Annotated in this window: 14 protein-coding genes; 5 read left to right on the top strand and 9 right to left on the bottom strand. The window is 45.2% G+C overall.

The window, feature by feature from the left end; translation table 11 throughout:
- The first annotated feature begins 4 nt into the window (after window positions 1-4).
- Window positions 5-541 (top strand): GNAT family N-acetyltransferase, encoded by a 537-nt coding sequence (locus tag JT717_RS25765; RefSeq protein ID WP_205514061.1) that lies wholly within the window; start codon window positions 5-7, stop codon window positions 539-541.
- Window positions 542-701: 160 nt separating this feature from the next.
- Here JT717_RS25765 and JT717_RS25760 read toward each other — a convergent pair whose 3' ends face one another.
- The 3 genes from JT717_RS25760 to JT717_RS25750 all read right to left on the bottom strand — a co-directional run bounded on the left by JT717_RS25760 (window position 702) and on the right by JT717_RS25750 (window position 3,594).
- On the bottom strand, window positions 702-1,676 hold the full coding sequence (locus JT717_RS25760; protein ID WP_205514060.1) for a fatty acid desaturase family protein: 975 nt from the start codon (window positions 1,674-1,676) through the stop codon (window positions 702-704).
- A 21-nt stretch (window positions 1,677-1,697) separates the two neighbouring features.
- Window positions 1,698-2,591 carry a lysophospholipid acyltransferase family protein gene (locus JT717_RS25755; protein ID WP_205514059.1) on the bottom strand — a complete coding sequence of 298 codons (894 nt, stop codon included), beginning with the start codon at window positions 2,589-2,591 and terminating at the stop codon, window positions 1,698-1,700.
- Window positions 2,592-2,739: 148 nt separating this feature from the next.
- Window positions 2,740-3,594: an NAD(P)-dependent oxidoreductase gene (locus tag JT717_RS25750; RefSeq protein ID WP_205514058.1), complete on the bottom strand. Its 855-nt coding sequence runs from the start codon at window positions 3,592-3,594 to the stop codon at window positions 2,740-2,742.
- A 196-nt stretch (window positions 3,595-3,790) separates the two neighbouring features.
- On the opposite strand from JT717_RS25750, the gene JT717_RS25745 reads away from it, so the two are divergent.
- On the top strand, window positions 3,791-4,156 hold the full coding sequence (locus tag JT717_RS25745) for a winged helix-turn-helix transcriptional regulator (RefSeq protein WP_205514057.1): 366 nt from the start codon (window positions 3,791-3,793) through the stop codon (window positions 4,154-4,156).
- 43 nt (window positions 4,157-4,199) lie between these two features.
- Here the strand turns inward: JT717_RS25745 and JT717_RS25740 are convergent, their stop codons facing one another.
- Both JT717_RS25740 and JT717_RS25735 read right to left on the bottom strand, forming a co-directional pair.
- The gene (locus JT717_RS25740) at window positions 4,200-5,036 is read right to left on the bottom strand and encodes a helix-turn-helix transcriptional regulator (RefSeq protein WP_240348439.1); all 837 of its coding nucleotides are present in this window, start codon (window positions 5,034-5,036) and stop codon (window positions 4,200-4,202) included.
- Between the two features lie 49 nt (window positions 5,037-5,085).
- Entirely contained in the window at window positions 5,086-5,976 is an 891-nt protein-coding gene (locus tag JT717_RS25735; RefSeq protein WP_205514053.1) for an NmrA family NAD(P)-binding protein, read from the bottom strand.
- Window positions 5,977-6,529: 553 nt separating this feature from the next.
- Between JT717_RS25735 and JT717_RS25730 the strand changes: the two genes are divergently transcribed.
- A complete protein-coding gene (locus JT717_RS25730) occupies window positions 6,530-7,252 on the top strand; it encodes an SDR family NAD(P)-dependent oxidoreductase (RefSeq protein ID WP_205514051.1) in 723 nt (240 codons plus the stop codon).
- Between the two features lie 200 nt (window positions 7,253-7,452).
- Entirely contained in the window at window positions 7,453-8,466 is a 1,014-nt protein-coding gene (locus JT717_RS25725) for a hypothetical protein (protein WP_205514049.1), read from the top strand.
- A gap of 159 nt (window positions 8,467-8,625) precedes the next feature.
- On the opposite strand, the gene JT717_RS25720 is transcribed toward JT717_RS25725, so the two are convergent.
- From JT717_RS25720 to JT717_RS25705, 4 genes are all read right to left on the bottom strand, one after another.
- The gene (locus JT717_RS25720; RefSeq protein ID WP_205514047.1) at window positions 8,626-9,927 is read right to left on the bottom strand and encodes a thioredoxin family protein; all 1,302 of its coding nucleotides are present in this window, start codon (window positions 9,925-9,927) and stop codon (window positions 8,626-8,628) included.
- Between the two features lie 241 nt (window positions 9,928-10,168).
- Entirely contained in the window at window positions 10,169-11,443 is a 1,275-nt protein-coding gene (locus JT717_RS25715) for a hypothetical protein (protein WP_205514045.1), read from the bottom strand.
- Window positions 11,444-11,763: 320 nt separating this feature from the next.
- A complete protein-coding gene (locus tag JT717_RS25710) occupies window positions 11,764-12,519 on the bottom strand; it encodes an SDR family oxidoreductase (RefSeq protein WP_205514043.1) in 756 nt (251 codons plus the stop codon).
- A gap of 174 nt (window positions 12,520-12,693) precedes the next feature.
- Window positions 12,694-13,584, bottom strand: coding sequence for a helix-turn-helix domain-containing protein (locus JT717_RS25705; RefSeq protein WP_205514042.1), 891 nt, complete (start codon window positions 13,582-13,584; stop codon window positions 12,694-12,696).
- A 949-nt stretch (window positions 13,585-14,533) separates the two neighbouring features.
- Between JT717_RS25705 and JT717_RS25700 the strand changes: the two genes are divergently transcribed.
- A complete protein-coding gene (locus tag JT717_RS25700) occupies window positions 14,534-15,649 on the top strand; it encodes a Fic family protein (protein ID WP_205514040.1) in 1,116 nt (371 codons plus the stop codon).
- Window positions 15,650-16,316: the final 667 nt, after the last annotated feature.

Raw genomic sequence — 16,316 nt, 5'->3', positions numbered from 1 at the left:
GCGCATGGACCGTTTCCCCATTCTTTATACCAACCAGTTGGAGCTTAGGCAAATTAATGCCGGTGATATTGCTTCACTGGTGCGGCTGGCCAACAATAAGCAGATTGCAGATCAAATCATCAATATGCCGCATCCTTATGAAGAGTACCATGCGGTTCACCGGCTGAGTTATGTATACAGGGGCTTTAAGGAAGGCGCCTTTTATGCATTTGCGATCATCTTGCGTGAACAGGAACAATTTATCGGCGAGATCAGCTTGCACCTAAAGCCAGAGGCTTCTGCTGAGCTGGGTTACTGGATTGGTGAGCCTTTCTGGAACCAGGGATTCGCCAGCGAGGCGATATCTGCCATCACAGCTTTTGGCTTTAATAAGCTGGGACTCTCGCAAATTTACGCCGAATGCCACCGGGATAACGCAGCCTCGATCAGGGTCTTGTTAAAGAACCATTTCGGTGAATCAGGAAACAACACGCTGCCGGTTCTACGGTATGAACTTTTTGTTCCTTCACTTAGATCTGAATCTCCGGAGAATCTTAAATGATAGGTATGTCATTAACCTTCAATAACCAGCAATGGCAGATACGATTGTATGATCGATTTTCAAATAACTGGTAAAGGGCCAGGCACCCTGAGCCAGCTTCTTGCATTTTTGGACAAATAGTGTGCGAATGGCGTGCGAATGGCGGTTCCCGCAACTCCAGTTACTTCAAGCCTACCATGCAATTCGTTGCAGGATCCCATACTTTCAACCGGAAACAGGCTACGATATCTGCAGGATTCAATGTGGTTCTTTTTGCCTCCTGTAATTCTGGAATGCTGGCCATTACTTCGGGTAGGCGGTAAAACGGAATCCGTGAATTGATATGATGGATATGATGATAGCCGATATTCGCTGTGACCCATTTCCAAAAGGGATTCATGACCATATAGCTGCTCGATGACATGGCCGCTTCTTCATAGCACCAGTCGTCTTTTTCGCGGAAGGTCACCCCCGGAAAATTATGCTGCGCATAGAACAAATAAGAACCGATCATAAAGGCTAACATAAATGGCACTACGGCTGCCAACAGCCAGCTAAACCAGCCCATGTAAACGAAGACGAGTACGCTGATGCTGATATGAACGATCAGTGCGATGAGTGAATCCCAATGACGTTTAGGCGCACTCAAAAAAGAGCGTACACACATGCCATACAGGAACATGGTGATATAGCCGAACAAGATGGTCAGCGGATGCCGGATCGCCAGGTAGCTGCGCTGCTCTGCTTTGGAAGATTGTAAGAATTTTTGTTTGGTCATAACCGGGTATGACCCAATGCTGGCGCTGAATAACTTGCAGTTGTGATTGTGATGATAATCATGTGAACGCTTCCAGATGCTGGCAGGCGCCAGAATAAAAATGCCGTATAACTTAAACAGAATATCAGCAGGTACTGACCGGTTCAGGATGGTATGATGCTGGTGATCGTGATAGATCACGAACATCCGCACCATGGTGAGTCCGGCGGCAAGGCTGCAGCCTATTCGTAAAAAGATATTGTTGAAGAAGTATATACCTGAAAAAAGCGCTATCAGGATGGCAAGGGTCGACAAGCTGTAATACCAGCTTTTCCATACTATTTCCCTGGCAAATGGTTTGGTAGCAAGGATCAGTTCCCTGCCCGGTTTTTTCTGCATGATGTGAGGAGTAAATGGATTTTATACAATTGATTTAATTTCTGCCGGGCGTTTATGCTTCCATCGTCTGTGAGTCCAGAGCCAGATTTCTGGTTGTTCCCGGATATCTTTTTCAAGTCTGGTCGTGTGCAACCCGGAAATTTCTCCCTCAGCGGTATTTTTAGCGTCTTCCGTCAAAACTTCAGCCAATATGTTATAATAACCTCTTTTTAGCCGCTTTATTGTTATATATACAATAGGATAATCCATTTTTTTGGCAATTTTTTCCGTTCCCCGGAAAACGGGCGTATCCTGGTTTAGAAAGCTTGTCCAGAATGCATTATCAGGCTGTGGCGTTTGGTCGGCAATAAAGGCCGTCGTCGTGATCATTGACTTATTTTTCACCATTTCTTTATAAGTGTCTTTCATGGCAATGAGCCCGGTGCCAAATCGTGTACGCATGCGAACCATCAAACCGTTAAAATATGTGTTGCCGAAAGGATGGTACACTACGAACAATTGCTGTTTACAGGTGAGGCTGAATGTATTGCCGGCCCATTCCCAATTGCCGTAATGGCCCATAACGAGCATGATGCTTTTCCCTTCCCGGTGATAACCATCGAAAATATCTTTTGCAGCAGGGCTTAAGGTGCACCGTTTCAACATGGTGGAAGGCCTGATGGTAAGCGTTTTAAAAGTTTCGAGAAAGAGATCGCAGAGATAGCGGTAATACTGCCTGCACAATTTTCTTATTTCCGTCTCTGGTTTTTCGGGAAAAGAATTACGAAGGTTTTGCAGGGCAACCTTTTTGCGATAGCCGAAAACGGAATAGAGGATAAAATAAAAAAGATCGCTGAGTCTGTATAGAACCGGAAAAGGCAGGATGGAGAGCAAATAGATGAACGGTAACGAAATGTAATAGATCAGGCCTTTCATAAGGATACCAAGATACCTTTAAAGGCTGGAAATAGAACATTTCAGAAAAATTTATTTGTTAAATAAAAACCCAGGCCTTTCAGCCTGGGTAAATATGCGCAGGTTCCATAAGGAAATTCGGTTTGCTGTCGCTATTATCGCTGTTTTGTTAGCGAAGTACTTTCATCAGCGCCGAGATCCTTTGCTGCCCATAACCGGCATCCAGGCCTTTGCGGAACAATTGCCGGGCGAATTGTGCAAAACCAGGGTCGAGTTTGTTCTCTGCGGAAAGGCGCACCATGAGATCGAAAGTGCCTGCACAGATGTCGAGGGAACTTTGTGGGTTGTCATATTTTTGCTGCTGGATATCGTCGCTCGTATCCTTGACCATTTGGGCGAGTACAGGCGCAATTTCGTAGACCATATTGCCGAGATCGGCCACCTGCAAACCTTCAGATTCTACAATACGGGCCCCGTTCAGGAAACCGATCATCATCCCGAACATGCTCGAAAGCGCGGCAATATCCCAGGCTGCGGCAATGCCGGGTGCTTCGCCATAATAGCTAAGCGCACCACCGAGGATACGTAATATTGCTTCAGTCCTTGTCCATGCCAGTTTATTGCCGGAAAGGAAAATGGGCGTGTGTGGAGTGCCCATTTGCGAAGGGGTGGCAAGGATGGCGCCATCGAGGTACACGGCGCCGCGGTGCTCAAAGGAAGCTGCCATCAAACGTGCATCCTGCGGTGTTCCGGTGCTTAACTGGACGATTGTTTTACCTTCCAGTGAAATGCCCTGCAGCACCTGTTCTGTAACTGCATAATCATGCAGGCAGATGATGATAATATCGTTGGCTGCCACAGCTTCGCTGAGATCGGGCGTGTAAATGCCACCGATAGCCTTGAGCGGCCGGGCTTTTTCTTCCGAGCGGTTCCATAGGGTTACCGATTTGCCATTTTCCAGTAACAATTTGGCCAGCACCGAACCCATGGCGCCTAGTCCCATCATCAGTATTCTTTCTTTCATCTTGTATTGATTTTTTCTAAATTGTTAGAACTGTTACCGGCAGGCGATCTGAAAATGTGATCGTTTTGCCGGTAGCACAAAATGACGGATTTCCTCATTGATGGGCAATACGGGTGAATTTGTTCAGGTAGGGAAAATTTTATCCCTGTCCTTTCGGGAGATGATTTTATTTTTGTTACTGTAAAATGCCAGAAATATGTATGAGAAAAAGATACCGAAGGATTTTAGCTGCGGTTTTACGGTGCTGATGGAGATCATCGGTGGTAAATGGAAGTCGTACCTGCTCTTCCTGATCAATAATGGTGTTCGCCGGCCGAGTGACCTTCACCGGATGGTGCCTACTGCTACGCCGAGGGTGCTCAATTTGCAACTGAAGGAACTGGAATTCCATGGCATCATTTACAAAAAGATCTATGCCGAACTGCCGCCGCATGTGGAGTATTATCTCACAGCATTCGGAGAGTCGTTGCTGCCGGTCATCAACGCCATGGACGAATGGGGAACCGGTTATAAAGATGAATTTCAACAATTGATGCAAAAGAAGCAGGAAGTAGGGGTGTGATAACCGGGAAAAATAATTGCAGGCCTGTTTTTGTTTCTTTATTTTACCCGATATTCAAAGCCCGATGCATGCCTGTGGCGAATTCATGCGGCGTGGCGCCGGTCAGGCGTTTAAAAACATGATGAAAATGTGCATCATCTGTAAAACCCAGGGAGCTGGCTATTTCTTTTGGTGATAAGCCTGGCTGCTTCAGCAATGCCTGTGCATTTTCAATTTTCATTTTTAGTACGAACTGGTAGGGCGACATGCCGACAGATCTTTTGAAAAGTCTTGAAAAATAGAAGGGACTTAAATGTGCCTGGCGCGCCAGGTCCTGTACGCTGATATCTTCAAAAATGGAAGCATGGCAGTAATCAATAACTCTTTGTAACTGATAGGAGCTAAGCTTTCCTTTTGCCAGTTTGTTTACAGGCATATGGCCATATTGCTCTGCCATATAAGCCGTTAATGAAATAGCCAGAGAATCGCCATATAGTTTGCCGGGGCAGCCGCCTTTTTTGATCTCGTCAGCAAATGCCCGGGCAATCCCAATAATAAATGGATCATGCACGCCCCGCTTTTTCTCCCAGGTAAGCGCTGGTATTTCCATTGTTTCCTGCATCCATGCGGTATCTATTGACATCGCAAAACCGTTCAGTGAATGCCGGAACCTGGTTTCCACACAACTGCCGGGCGGAATAATACTCATGTCGCCTTTGTCGTACATCTTTTTCTTTATCCCGGTGCTCATTTTCCATTCCAGCAATACAGGGCCACCTGTATTTATGGCAATGCGGTGATAACGGGAATCTTTAGTGAAAAATGGCTGGTTTGCAGGTACAGTGAAATGTTCTACCATGATGCCATTCCATAAAATGTGTTGATGGTTCTCATTATTCATGCACTGCAAAACAAGCCATTTTTACCTGTTTGGCATTATTTATTTGCTGCTATTTCCTGATAAGATTGTCTTTATGCTTTTGAATGAATTGCAATAAAGTGGTGGGTTTTCTTCCGGTAATCTTTTCAAAATTGTCAAAGGTGTCGGCTTTTTCGCGTAAGCTGCCATCGGCCTGCCTGCTGAAAACGTTTACCAGGCAACGCGAGTAAGCAGGATCAAAGCCGGCAGCAACGACCGTTTCATAAAAAACCGAAGGGGGATTGTTGATGTAGGTGAAAGGCCGGTTAAGGACATTGGAAAAAAGCGCAGCGATCTCAGGAAAGGAAGCGACATCATAAGCCAAAGGAATTATTTGTCCGGCGTACTGTTCAGGGGCAAGCAATACTTTGGAAGCCACTAATGCAATGTCTTCGCACTCTACCCAGCTTACCGTGGCATTGCCGCTATACCATTGTATGACTCCATGGCCATCTGTGACCTGTCCCAAACCCAATAGCAATTGCATGTAGGAATTGGGATGAAGATGGGTGTAGGCAATGCCGGACCGTTCGATGTAGGCTTCCACCAGCTGATGCCAGCCAAGGTGAACGATCGTCGTGTCGGGGGCTGCATAAGCGCCGCTGTGAACGATGTGCTGCACGCCAACCGCTTTTGCCGCATCTACAATGGCCTTGCTATGGGCCAGCATGTTCACGGTATAACCGGTTAACAGGTAAACCGAGTGAATGCCTTTCATTTTATCAATTAAAGCGTCAAGTCCGTCTTTTTCAAAACGATCGAGGTCGATGGTTACTGTTTTAATACCCTTTGCTGAAAATTCCAGGGCGTCGGCATCCGTTCTTACCGATGCAATGACTTCAACGCCGGGCGCCGCAGCAAGCAACTTAACCAGGGGGCGGCCGATCTTTCCGGTGGCGCCGAATACCAATATTTTTTTCATCTGTAGCAGGTTTTTTGATAAAGGTGTGGTGCCCGGAAGCAAGGGCGTTGTAAAAACCTGCTTTTTTGTGGAAGGCGCGTATAAAAAAACATCGGCTGGCACAGCAACAAAGCTCGAATGCCTTGTTTATTGTTGGCCACGAGCGGTGAATAGTAGTTTTGGGGGCGACAGCTTGCGTTAGGTTTGCAGCCTTTTTGGTTTGGCTACAATGCTTTTATGTTTGCGTACAATGGCGCTTTGTCTGATAACTGCAGGTATGGTTCTAACGACAATGGATAGTGTTTTGATTGCAGTTTGGCTGAAGTGCAAGGGTAACTGCAGGCATAATTATCCACCTGGTAAAAGTTCCGCTTATAAATGTTCCATCTGAATTATAGCCCGTGCCGGGCTGCCAACTGACCTTTTAAACAAAGCAGATTGAGCCGTTAAACAAACGGTGCGGCCCTGTATTCAATGAACTTTGTGTTGAAATATAGAGTATGGATTACAAATTAACAGGCAAACGTGCGCTGGTAACAAATCCAGCGCTGGTCTCGGCGAAGCAATCGCCATTATGTTGGCGGCTGAGGGTGTACACGTAATTGTACATGGGCGTAATGAAGATCGCACCCGGGGAGTGGTGCAGCGAATTATTGAAGCAGGAGGCACTGCAGAAGCGGCCCTGGGCGATCTGGCAACAGATGCGGGTGCCGACCATGTAGCCAGGGTTGCATTGGCGGGCGGACCAATAGATATACTGGTAAACAATGCTGGCTTTTATGCACATACTTCGTGGGAGAACACTTCCTGCGAGGACTGGCTGAAGGTATATAATGTGAACGTTATCTCTTATGTGCGAATGATCCACCGCATAGTTCCTGCTATGAAAGAGCAGGGTTGGGGCAGGGTCATAAATATTGGCGGGGGCCTTGGGATACAACCAATTGCTGATCTCCCTCACTATAACGCCAGCCTGGCCGCACGGCATAACATCAGCGTGTCACTGGCAAGGCAACTGAGTGGAACCGGTATTACCTCAAATGTGATAGCGCCCGGCGCTATTATGAATCCGGGGGTTGAACAATGGCTGCGCGAGGCAGCACCGCAAAAGGGTTGGGGCACGGAGATCGGGGACATGGAGCGGAATGCGGTAAAGGAGCTGGTTCCGAATGACGCCGGCAGGTTCGGCAGGCAGGAAGAAGTTGCCGCGGCGGTTGTTTATCTGGCCAGTCCCTGGGCAGACTATGTAAGTGGCGCCCTTCTACGGGTTGATGCAGGCACTGTACGTAGCATTTAAGATGAGGGCGAATGCGTTTGTTACGATTGAAGCGGGGCTAAGAGCGCAATCCCGGATCTTTCAGGTCGTCATAGCATGCATTGAAGGCGGGAAGTGGGTATCTATTTAGATAGAATGGGCAATTTTAGAATCACTGGTCTGGCAATGCCGGTGATATTAAGTGAGCATGAAAATTTCCGTCATTCAATAAAACAAATATTATGGAAGCGAGATTTGAACAGTCCAACGTGTTGAATGAACCCCGGGTTCTTGCTTCGGTAAAACGCATTTCCTGGGCGGCCGTATTTGCCGGTGTGCTGATAGCGGTTGTGATACAAATCACCCTTAGTTTATTGGGTATTGGCATTGGCCTGAGTACTGTTGATCCGAAAACAGAAGAGAACCCGGTGCAGGGCCTGGGCATTGGCACAGCGATCTGGTACGTGGTGTCAAGTTTAATAGCACTGTTTACAGGTGGTTGGGTGGCTGGCCGGTTGTCGAGGACCAACCAGGAATTTGATGGCGCGATCCATGGCCTGTTGACCTGGAGCATCGTATCTCTTCTTACCCTTTATTTTGTTACAACAGCAATTGGCGGTATACTCGGCGGCGTAGGAAGGCTGGTGGGGAACACACTGGGTGTTGTTGGTAATGTGGCGCAGAGAGGTGTTGAAGCAGCAGGCCCTGAGATCAGGCAACAGTTGCAGAATGTGGATATGAACAAGCTTAAAAGTGAGGCAACACTCCTGCTTCGTCAGACAGGCAAAGCGGAGCTGCAACCCGGTGCATTGGAAGAAAGGGCAAAACAGTCAGCCGACAATGCAGGAAATACAGCGGGCAATATTGGTGCTGCGCCTCAATATACCGATGCGCAGGTAGAAGGATTGCTGGGACAACTTTTTGCTGAAGGAAAAGACGTTGCACAAGAGGTGGATAGAACTGCTGTTGTAAATGTGATCGTGGCAAGGACCGGTAAAAGCAGGGCCGAAGCGGAACAGATCGCAGACAACTGGATAACTGCTTCCAAACAGGCTTCTGCCAAAGTGCAGCAAATGAAACAGCAGGCAGAGGCAAAGGCAAGACAGGTAGCAGACGATGCTGCAGATGCCGCCTCCACGGCAGCGATACTGGCTTTTGTAAGCCTGCTGCTTGGGGCCGGTGTGGCCTATTTTGGTGCAAAGAAAGGCACTGAATCAAAAGATGACGTGGTAGTTGAACGGCCAGCAGTGACATGATCTATGGCGCCCTTGCTCGATAGGACAAGACCAGGGGAAAAGGGCTGTTCTTGTTTGAACAGCTCCCAAGCATTTTTTGCGAAAGGCTAAAAGATCAAAAGGCCTCCCGGTTTATTGGAGGCCTTTTCAAGTTTGCAAGGTTAAGTCTTTATAATTTCTTTAATTCCAGGTCTTTTGCCCTTTTTTCATTTTGTCGAGGGTTGTCTGGTAAGCAGGCCGTTCATTCTCGCGGCTGGCGTCTACCGCTTTTTGCTGCCACACCATGGCTTCCTCTATTTTACCGGTCTTATACAAAAGATTGGCATAGGTGTCGAGAAAAGCAGGTTCAGTGCTGCTTTTCAGTTGGCTGCTCAACTCAAGGATCTTTGAAACACAGGTCATGTCTGAACACTTTTCAAAAGCAGTCCAGGCAATATTGTTCATATCCTCGTTGCTCATTTGCTTGCTGTATTGTTTCATATAGGCGGTGAGGGCCTTTTCAAATTGAGGCCAATCCCGTTTAGCCAGGTAAATGTCGATATTGATGCGCATGGTTATTTCATCTGTATGAGCCGGCAATGTGGCTCTGATCTTTTTTTGATAGTTCTTCCAATCGGTACCCTGTTTGTCATTCCAGCGAATGCCCCGGCCTTCGCGCAAAAAAATGCTTCGGATCTTTTCCTCTGCTTTTCCGGCGCCTAACACCCCGTTTATTTCATTGGCATGCCCGGCAATAAAGCTGAAATATTCATCAGTTGAACGTGAAGTGTACAGAAGCATGAGGTCAAGTGCTGCCGGTGTGATGCGGTTGGGAATTGCGGCCAGATAGGCTTTAGTTACTTTCATTCCTAGCGGAAGATCATATGCATCGTTGACCTGTATGGCGAACTGGCGTAGAAAGCCCGTATCGCGCCTGCCGTTTTCAAACTGCTTCAATTTTGTATAATACTGTTTGGTGGTATCGAAAGCGTCCTGCACTTTTTTAATGAATGATGTAGGTGTGCCGCTGCCTACAATCCTATGTAGCGGGCGTCCGTCGGGGGTAAAGATGAGATAGGTAGGGAAGGCCTTAATTGAATATTCCTTCATGATAGCATGGCCGTCGGCATACCAGCTTTTCACATGTTCATCGTCTTTGGATGTAGTATCCAACTGCACTTCAACGCTCACGAATTTGTCATTGAAAAAATTGCCCATTTCGGCCTGGGGGAAAACGACGTTGCGCATATGCTTGCAGGGGCCGCACCAGGTGGTAAAACAATCCATAAAAATGTATTTGTTCTCTGCTTTTGCTTTAGCCTGAACCTGGGCCCAGGAAAGTCCGCGTTCAAAACGAACACCCGTCTCCTGTGCAGTAACAGTACGGGATAGCAGTAAAGCAAGTAGCATCAGCAGCGGAAGGAAAGTTGCACTTAGATGGCGTTGATGCATTGGCAATGACAGTTCATATCGATAGAACGACACTTTAGCGTATTCATGCATGTGATACGATTTTATACAATTTACTCCGCATTACAAAGACCCGCAAATAAATGTGACGAGCGGGGCGCATTTTTCAACGCCCCACGCAGTTTTTAAACAAACAATTCCGTCCATTGAAAGATGGAGCTGCTAATTGAACATCAGGCGCTGATTTTTTCATTCCTGGAACTGGATCCTTCAACGATCAGTTCTGTTTTTTAAACGATAGATTCGATTATACAACAAGCAGAAAGCTCATATGTCAACGGCAAAGAGTCTGCAGATCCTGGATGGGTGGCACATTTTTAAGGTCGTCGAAACATTGCACCGAATAATCACCTGTATCAATAAGGTACAATCCGCCCCAAAGGCCGCCCACTAAAAAGCGCTTGTCTGCAGTCCGCACTGCACAGCGAGGAATGAATTCAAACTGCAGATAACCACCTTCCTCTTTTATTTGCTGCCTTGTATTCTTAAAGTAAGCCAACGGTTTTATATGATTGTTCGCTAATGTAAATAAGCCATCACTGCCGGCTACCAGCATGGTATCTCCTGCCAATTGGCTTATACAGGATGGTTTTATATTGAATTTCTCGCCTTGTTGGGTTGTTGCATGGCTATTGATCACCATGGCATGGACTGAATTGCCATTTGGGTTCAATAAGAGTGTCTCCTGCATCAAGCAGAGCGCAGCTACCCACAACCCATCGGCGCCGGCAACATAACTTATGATCTCTCTTTTTGTGTTATCTGTGAAACCGTTCCTGGTAAAGAACTCACTAGCGCAGGAATCCTGGTTTAAGTCCAATGAATACAGGTAAGCGGTTCTTTGCTGGGTAAGCTCCTGTAAAAAGTAGAGGGTACTGTTTGATATGCGGATATTCTCCGTTGGAAGCAGCGGATATCGCTTGCTGTGTTTCTCTTCATAGAACCTGGCAGGAAAGGGCCGGCCGAATATCGGTTGCCATTGCCCGCCGTCATATAAAAGAACCTGTTTTTTTTCAAGAGCAAGTAACTGATTATTGTAAACGCCGAGTTTCAACCAGGAATTCTTGCCAACAACCTCTCCATTCCTGTTTTTAATTGTTTTGCCGATGAGCTCTATTCCGCTGGCATCTATTTTAGCAATTACACAATCGCCCTTCTTTCTGCCAGACAGGTACAGTGCATCGTTCCATACAATAAGCGATTCAATGGAATCTGCCAGGGTAGTAGTAAGAGTCGTTAGTTTATTGGTTCTTGTAGAAAAATAAAAGAAACGGTAACTGTGATGTACGGTATTGCTTGCGGGAGCAATGCTCAGGCTGTTGATAATATAACCATCTTTCCAGGGGATCAACTCATTGCAGAACAGGTATGAATCGTATTTCCTTTTGGGTAACTTAATGACAGGGGGATAGGTTGATGAGATTGTAACCGGAACAAAGAAATTTTCCAGTTTGCGGTCGAATTGCCTGATGTCATTATCCTGGGAAAAGGCGCCGGTAAATAACATCTGTCCGGATAAGATCAGGAGTAACCGGGTCGATTTTTTCATATCGCAAGGTTTCTATAGATAGAGATTGAAATTTTGCCCAATTCCATAAAACGGGTACTGAAATGTTACCTGTTGGTTAAGCGGAAACGTACGGAACGATTACCACTACGAAGGATGGCCTTCACCATTTGGCTGGAACCGATTTTTGATCAGATCCCGAGCCCCGCCTTCATGATGGGATGCAACAAAAAGGGCTCCTCTTATTAGAGAAGCCCTTTTTCAATCTTGCCAGGGGTGAAAGCATTGTACCGGGAGCAAGAGTCAGGTTGAACACCCGCCAGAATTAATTGATTTAATGTTCTCCATTCAAAGACGATCCATCAGTTGGCAATACCCTGCGCAAATCCGCCATCAACAGGTAACTCAGCAGCTGTCGTAAAAGTCGCTTCTGCTGCAAGATACAGTGCGGCGGCAGCCACTTCTTCAACAGTGCCATGGCGCTTAAGCGGAGTGACTTCATTGCCTTGTTTGATAAATTCTTCCCGGTCTTTTTCAGTTAAGCCTGGCACGCCCATGGTAGGTGTTAAAATGAAACCAGGTGCTACTGCATTTACTCTTATTTTTCTGGGTAATAATTCTGCTGCGATTACTTTGGCAAACGCTTTAACGGCTTCTTTGGATCCAGAATAGGCGCTTAGCCCTGGGAATATATGGTCATTGGCAACAGTGGTAAAAATGATAGCACCATAATCGTTGATCAGTGGCTCAAGTTGCTGTACAGTAAAGTAGGAGCCTTTGGTGTTAATATTAAAGTGCCGGTCCCATGATTCCTCGGTTACCTGCTGAAGCTCCTGAATCTCCGCTATGCCGTGATTTACAAATAAATAATCAATACGGCCCAATTGCTCTTCTACTACCTTGCGCAATTGTTTAATGTCGGTTATACTGGAGGCGTCTGAACGCAATACATGCGCTGCATCAGTTGCCAATTGTTGTCTGGCTTCATCAATTTTTTTCTCGTTCCGGCCGGTTAATAGCACATGCGCGCCTTCCATCAACAACGCTTTAACAATAGCCAAGCCCATACCATGCGTACCACCTGTTACAACTGCCTTTTTACCTTTAAATCTATTCATAGTTTAAAAATTCGTAGTTAATTTTTTAATTTCTTTAGTTATAAACAGGATGTATTTTTGAAAATACCTGGCGCCCTGCATGCCGGGCGTTTACCTGTAATTTTACTGCATTATGCTAAACCAAAGGTATAAAGGCTCTTTGTGCCTGTTATTTTGAAAATGTCGGGAAATGCTTTAAGAATTTCTAAATTCAGACGGACTGTGACCAGTCAAACGGCGGAAGAAAACAGAAAAATACTCCTGGTTATCAAAATTAAGTTCATCTGCAATTTGTGAAATCGTAAGGTTGGTTTGCCGCAGCAGTGATTTAGCGTGATGTAACCGCGCCTGGTGAATGACCTGCAGTCCACTTTGACCGCTTATCTTTTTCACGATCATCGAAAGATGTTTAGCGCTGATATGTAAGCGGTTGGCATATAGCTGCAACGTATCTGATTTCATAAAATGGTCTTGCACCAGCTGCATAAAACTATTATAAATCTCCTGTTCCCGGTTAAAGCCGGTAGCAGTTGTGTTTTGTAGTGGATACAGCTTTCTGCCTTTCAATAATAGAATATTCAGATAATTTCTAACTATCTCCCTGCTGTGGGCACTATGATCGTCGTATTCCTGTTTTATTTGGTTAAAAAGGGTGGCAATACTTGATGTTTCGTGTTCATTTAAAAGAATGCCGGGAGACTTAAGATGGTTAAAGAATGGAAAATCATATAGGAGCCCCGAACGCGATGCGCTATGTATAAATTCAGGTTTGAAAAGGATGGTAAAGCCATTACCGGCATTGGCGGATGGCTGTCCATTGCATGACTGTAACCGGTAAGGACTGATAAAAAACAGTCTGCTGTTACCGGCCGGAAAGACGTATTGATCCACCCTAATTTCACACGTTGGGTTTGGTTCAAATACAATTTCAAAGTAATGATTCCGGTAGGGAAGTTCATGCGCGCAGCCATTGTGCAGTTCTTCCATCCAATTATATATAAAAAAATCAGGAAACTTTCCCCGAACAGGTAGTCGGGCAGTTTTGATATAATCTTTAATTTCGACGAACTGTTGAAATGCTGGCATAAGGAAAATTTATATACTGTTACATTCAGCGTTATTAAAAGTTCAGGAAGGCCTCACGTTTTTATGTAGAATATGACAATTGCTGGCAGTAAACAGGCGAAAATAGCTTAAGACTTTTCAAAACAAATTTCCCGGATCTTTCAGCCTGGGACACTATCTCATTCTTACGCAGAATTAGTTTCATTCATCTTAGCGGTCTTTTGCTGATCCAACTTTTTATTATGTAAACAGCCGCTATGTCCACCGGCCGAATATGCAGGTTAAACACATCACTCAAAAGGTTTTTATCCGGAAGTTCGTTCGCGGCCTTCCGATTCGCCACATCAAAGTAGAATCAAGTATAAAACACTGCAGTTGCGCTATAAGATGTAGATAATGCTATATATTCAACAGTATAACTATAGCCTGCCTTCGACTTGGGCTAAAAATGGTCGCTTCGTGCGCGCCAGTGAATTTAATGCCGCTATAGAGTTGTTTATTCTAAAAAGGAATGATTGAAGATTAAATCCCTGGTCCAATAACTGAATTTCAGCGTGGGCCCTGACGCGCCGCCCTCCTGAAGGGCTATCAACAAAAAAGGCTCCTCTTACCAGAGAAGCCTTTTTCAATTTTGCCAAGGTTGAAACCTTTGTACCGGGTGTGGCAGTGAGGGCGAACACCTGGTCGGATTTATTGAATTTGCTATCAGGCTTCAGGAAAATGAATGTTCAATAAGTTGACATTGGTTGACTGACTCCAGGATCTGTTTATCTCGGGTATTAAATATATTGCCGGCAGACGCATTTTGATATCTTTTATGGAGCTGGTATAAACATTATTGCTGCAAGCTGTTTGAGTATATCTTTTATTGCAATTTCGATTGTACGCCTTAGGCGCGTGAGCCGAATAATTAATGTAATCGGCTCATTTATTTGCTATATTTGAGCCGAATAAATATTCTAATCGGCTCATGGTGCGCTATAACTGGCAACAAAAAGACTGGCCAAACTTCACATATACTCTTCAAGGTGTTGAAAATGAATTATTTCTATTTGCTGAAAAAGTAGGAAAGGTGACTGGCATTTTAAATGCCTTGCCGGAAGATACAAAAATGGAAGCCATCGTTGATATGATGGTTTCTGAAGCCATCAAAACTTCAGAAATCGAAGGCGAATACCTAAGTCGTAGGGACGTTCTTTCATCCATCAGGAAAAATCTTGGGTTAGTCAGTAGTCCTGAATATATACAGGACAAAAAAGCGGAAGGTATTGGCACGCTTATGATCGATGTGCGTAATACTTATAAAGATGAACTTACAAAAGAAAAATTATTTGCATGGCATAAGATGCTGCTACCTGAAAGCAAGGGTATTGAAGTAGGTCAGTGGCGAACACATGAAGAGCCGATGCAGGTCATCTCTGGTGCAATGGGAAAGCAAAAGGTGCATTATGAAGCGCCACCTTCGAAACGAGTACCCCAGGAAATGGAGCAATTCATCACATGGTTCAATGAAACCGCGCCAGGCGGCTCTAAGGAAATCAGAAAAGCGCCGGTCAGGTCGGCGATTGCACATCTATATTTTGAAACCATTCATCCCTTTGAAGATGGTAATGGCAGGATAGGTCGTGCCATAGCCGAAAAAGCTTTGGCTCAGGGAATAGGGCGACCTGTTCTTATGAGCCTTTCTCATACAATTGAGGCTAATAAGAAAGCGTACTATGATGCGCTGGAAAATTCACAGCGCTCCAATGAAATCACTGGCTGGATAGATTATTTTGTAAACATTACACTGGCTGCACAAAATGAAGCTGAAGAGCAAATTGATTTTACACTTAAGAAAGTAAAGTTTTTTGACCGCTTCAAAAATAAGCTGAATGAACGTCAACTTAAAGTAGTCAAGCGCATGCTGGAAGAAGGGCCTAAAGGATTTGCAGGTGGTATGAATGCCAGCAAATATGGTTCTATAACGAAGATATCAAAAGCAACGGCTACAAGAGATTTACAAGCATTACTAGAAATCGGGGCGCTTATTCCTTTTGGTGAAGGCGGTGGGCGGAGTACGAAGTATGCTGTTAATTTGATATAAGCAATTTTGGACGAGACACTACTTTCGGGTGCAATCCCCTAACTTTTCAATAGGATCCGCTCCGGATCAATCTCGCCAAAAGCCACACAAACATTTTTGAAAAACTGCAGCAGGCCATACCCGTATTAACAAATCTCAGTAATCTATATCTGAAAATCTCTCTGGCTGGTAAACAGGCTCTTTTAAATTTATTGAGTTTGCTGCTAGGCTTCAGGAAAATGAATCATCATTTAGTTAACATTGGTTTGCTGGCTGCCCGGTCCCCCATATTAAATAAATTGCCAGCGGGGCCCATTGAGGCGCTTATACCTTGGTGAAGGAAGACGACGGAGTACAAAATTTGCTGTTAATTTATGATATTCAACTCTTTTAGCGGTTTTAAAAATTAGACCCTCCGGCTTCCATCATTAAACAATAAAGCCAGCTTTTTATGGCTGTTATTTGAAGGTACAGTAACGAAGATATGCGGATTAGAAGAATTCAAGGAACCTTTGACTTTGTAAATAATGAGATCCTTTATCGCGCTTTTTTTAAAAGATGCACTTGGACGAGCATCCGATTAGCTGTCATCAACTGGCCCGAATGTACCAGATGGACGGCAGGCAACTTCAGCAACAATATAAGCATCACATTAGCGATTATAAAGATTGGGATCAACGGGAGCATG

This window comes from Longitalea arenae (assembly GCF_016924755.1).
GTDB classification, from domain to species: Bacteria; Bacteroidota; Bacteroidia; order Chitinophagales; family Chitinophagaceae; genus Niastella; species Niastella arenae.
The sequence above is the reverse complement of the archived record's forward strand: the minus strand, read 5'-3'. Positions and strand labels throughout refer to the sequence as shown.

Bases quoted from the DNA above. Each gene is read 5' to 3' on its own strand.
- JT717_RS25765 (WP_205514061.1), top strand. From the start codon at position 5: ATGGACCGTTTCCCCATTCTTTATACCAACCAGTTGGAGCTTAGGCAA.
- JT717_RS25760 (WP_205514060.1), bottom strand. From the start codon at position 1,676: ATGCAGAAAAAACCGGGCAGGGAACTGATCCTTGCTACCAAACCATTT.
- JT717_RS25755 (WP_205514059.1), bottom strand. From the start codon at position 2,591: ATGAAAGGCCTGATCTATTACATTTCGTTACCGTTCATCTATTTGCTC.
- JT717_RS25750 (WP_205514058.1), bottom strand. From the start codon at position 3,594: ATGAAAGAAAGAATACTGATGATGGGACTAGGCGCCATGGGTTCGGTG.
- JT717_RS25745 (WP_205514057.1), top strand. From the start codon at position 3,791: ATGTATGAGAAAAAGATACCGAAGGATTTTAGCTGCGGTTTTACGGTG.
- JT717_RS25740 (WP_240348439.1), bottom strand. From the start codon at position 5,036: ATGAATAATGAGAACCATCAACACATTTTATGGAATGGCATCATGGTA.
- JT717_RS25735 (WP_205514053.1), bottom strand. From the start codon at position 5,976: ATGAAAAAAATATTGGTATTCGGCGCCACCGGAAAGATCGGCCGCCCC.
- JT717_RS25730 (WP_205514051.1), top strand. From the start codon at position 6,530: ATGTTGGCGGCTGAGGGTGTACACGTAATTGTACATGGGCGTAATGAA.
- JT717_RS25725 (WP_205514049.1), top strand. From the start codon at position 7,453: ATGGAAGCGAGATTTGAACAGTCCAACGTGTTGAATGAACCCCGGGTT.
- JT717_RS25720 (WP_205514047.1), bottom strand. From the start codon at position 9,927: ATGCATGAATACGCTAAAGTGTCGTTCTATCGATATGAACTGTCATTG.
- JT717_RS25715 (WP_205514045.1), bottom strand. From the start codon at position 11,443: ATGAAAAAATCGACCCGGTTACTCCTGATCTTATCCGGACAGATGTTA.
- JT717_RS25710 (WP_205514043.1), bottom strand. From the start codon at position 12,519: ATGAATAGATTTAAAGGTAAAAAGGCAGTTGTAACAGGTGGTACGCAT.
- JT717_RS25705 (WP_205514042.1), bottom strand. From the start codon at position 13,584: ATGCCAGCATTTCAACAGTTCGTCGAAATTAAAGATTATATCAAAACT.
- JT717_RS25700 (WP_205514040.1), top strand. From the start codon at position 14,534: ATGGTGCGCTATAACTGGCAACAAAAAGACTGGCCAAACTTCACATAT.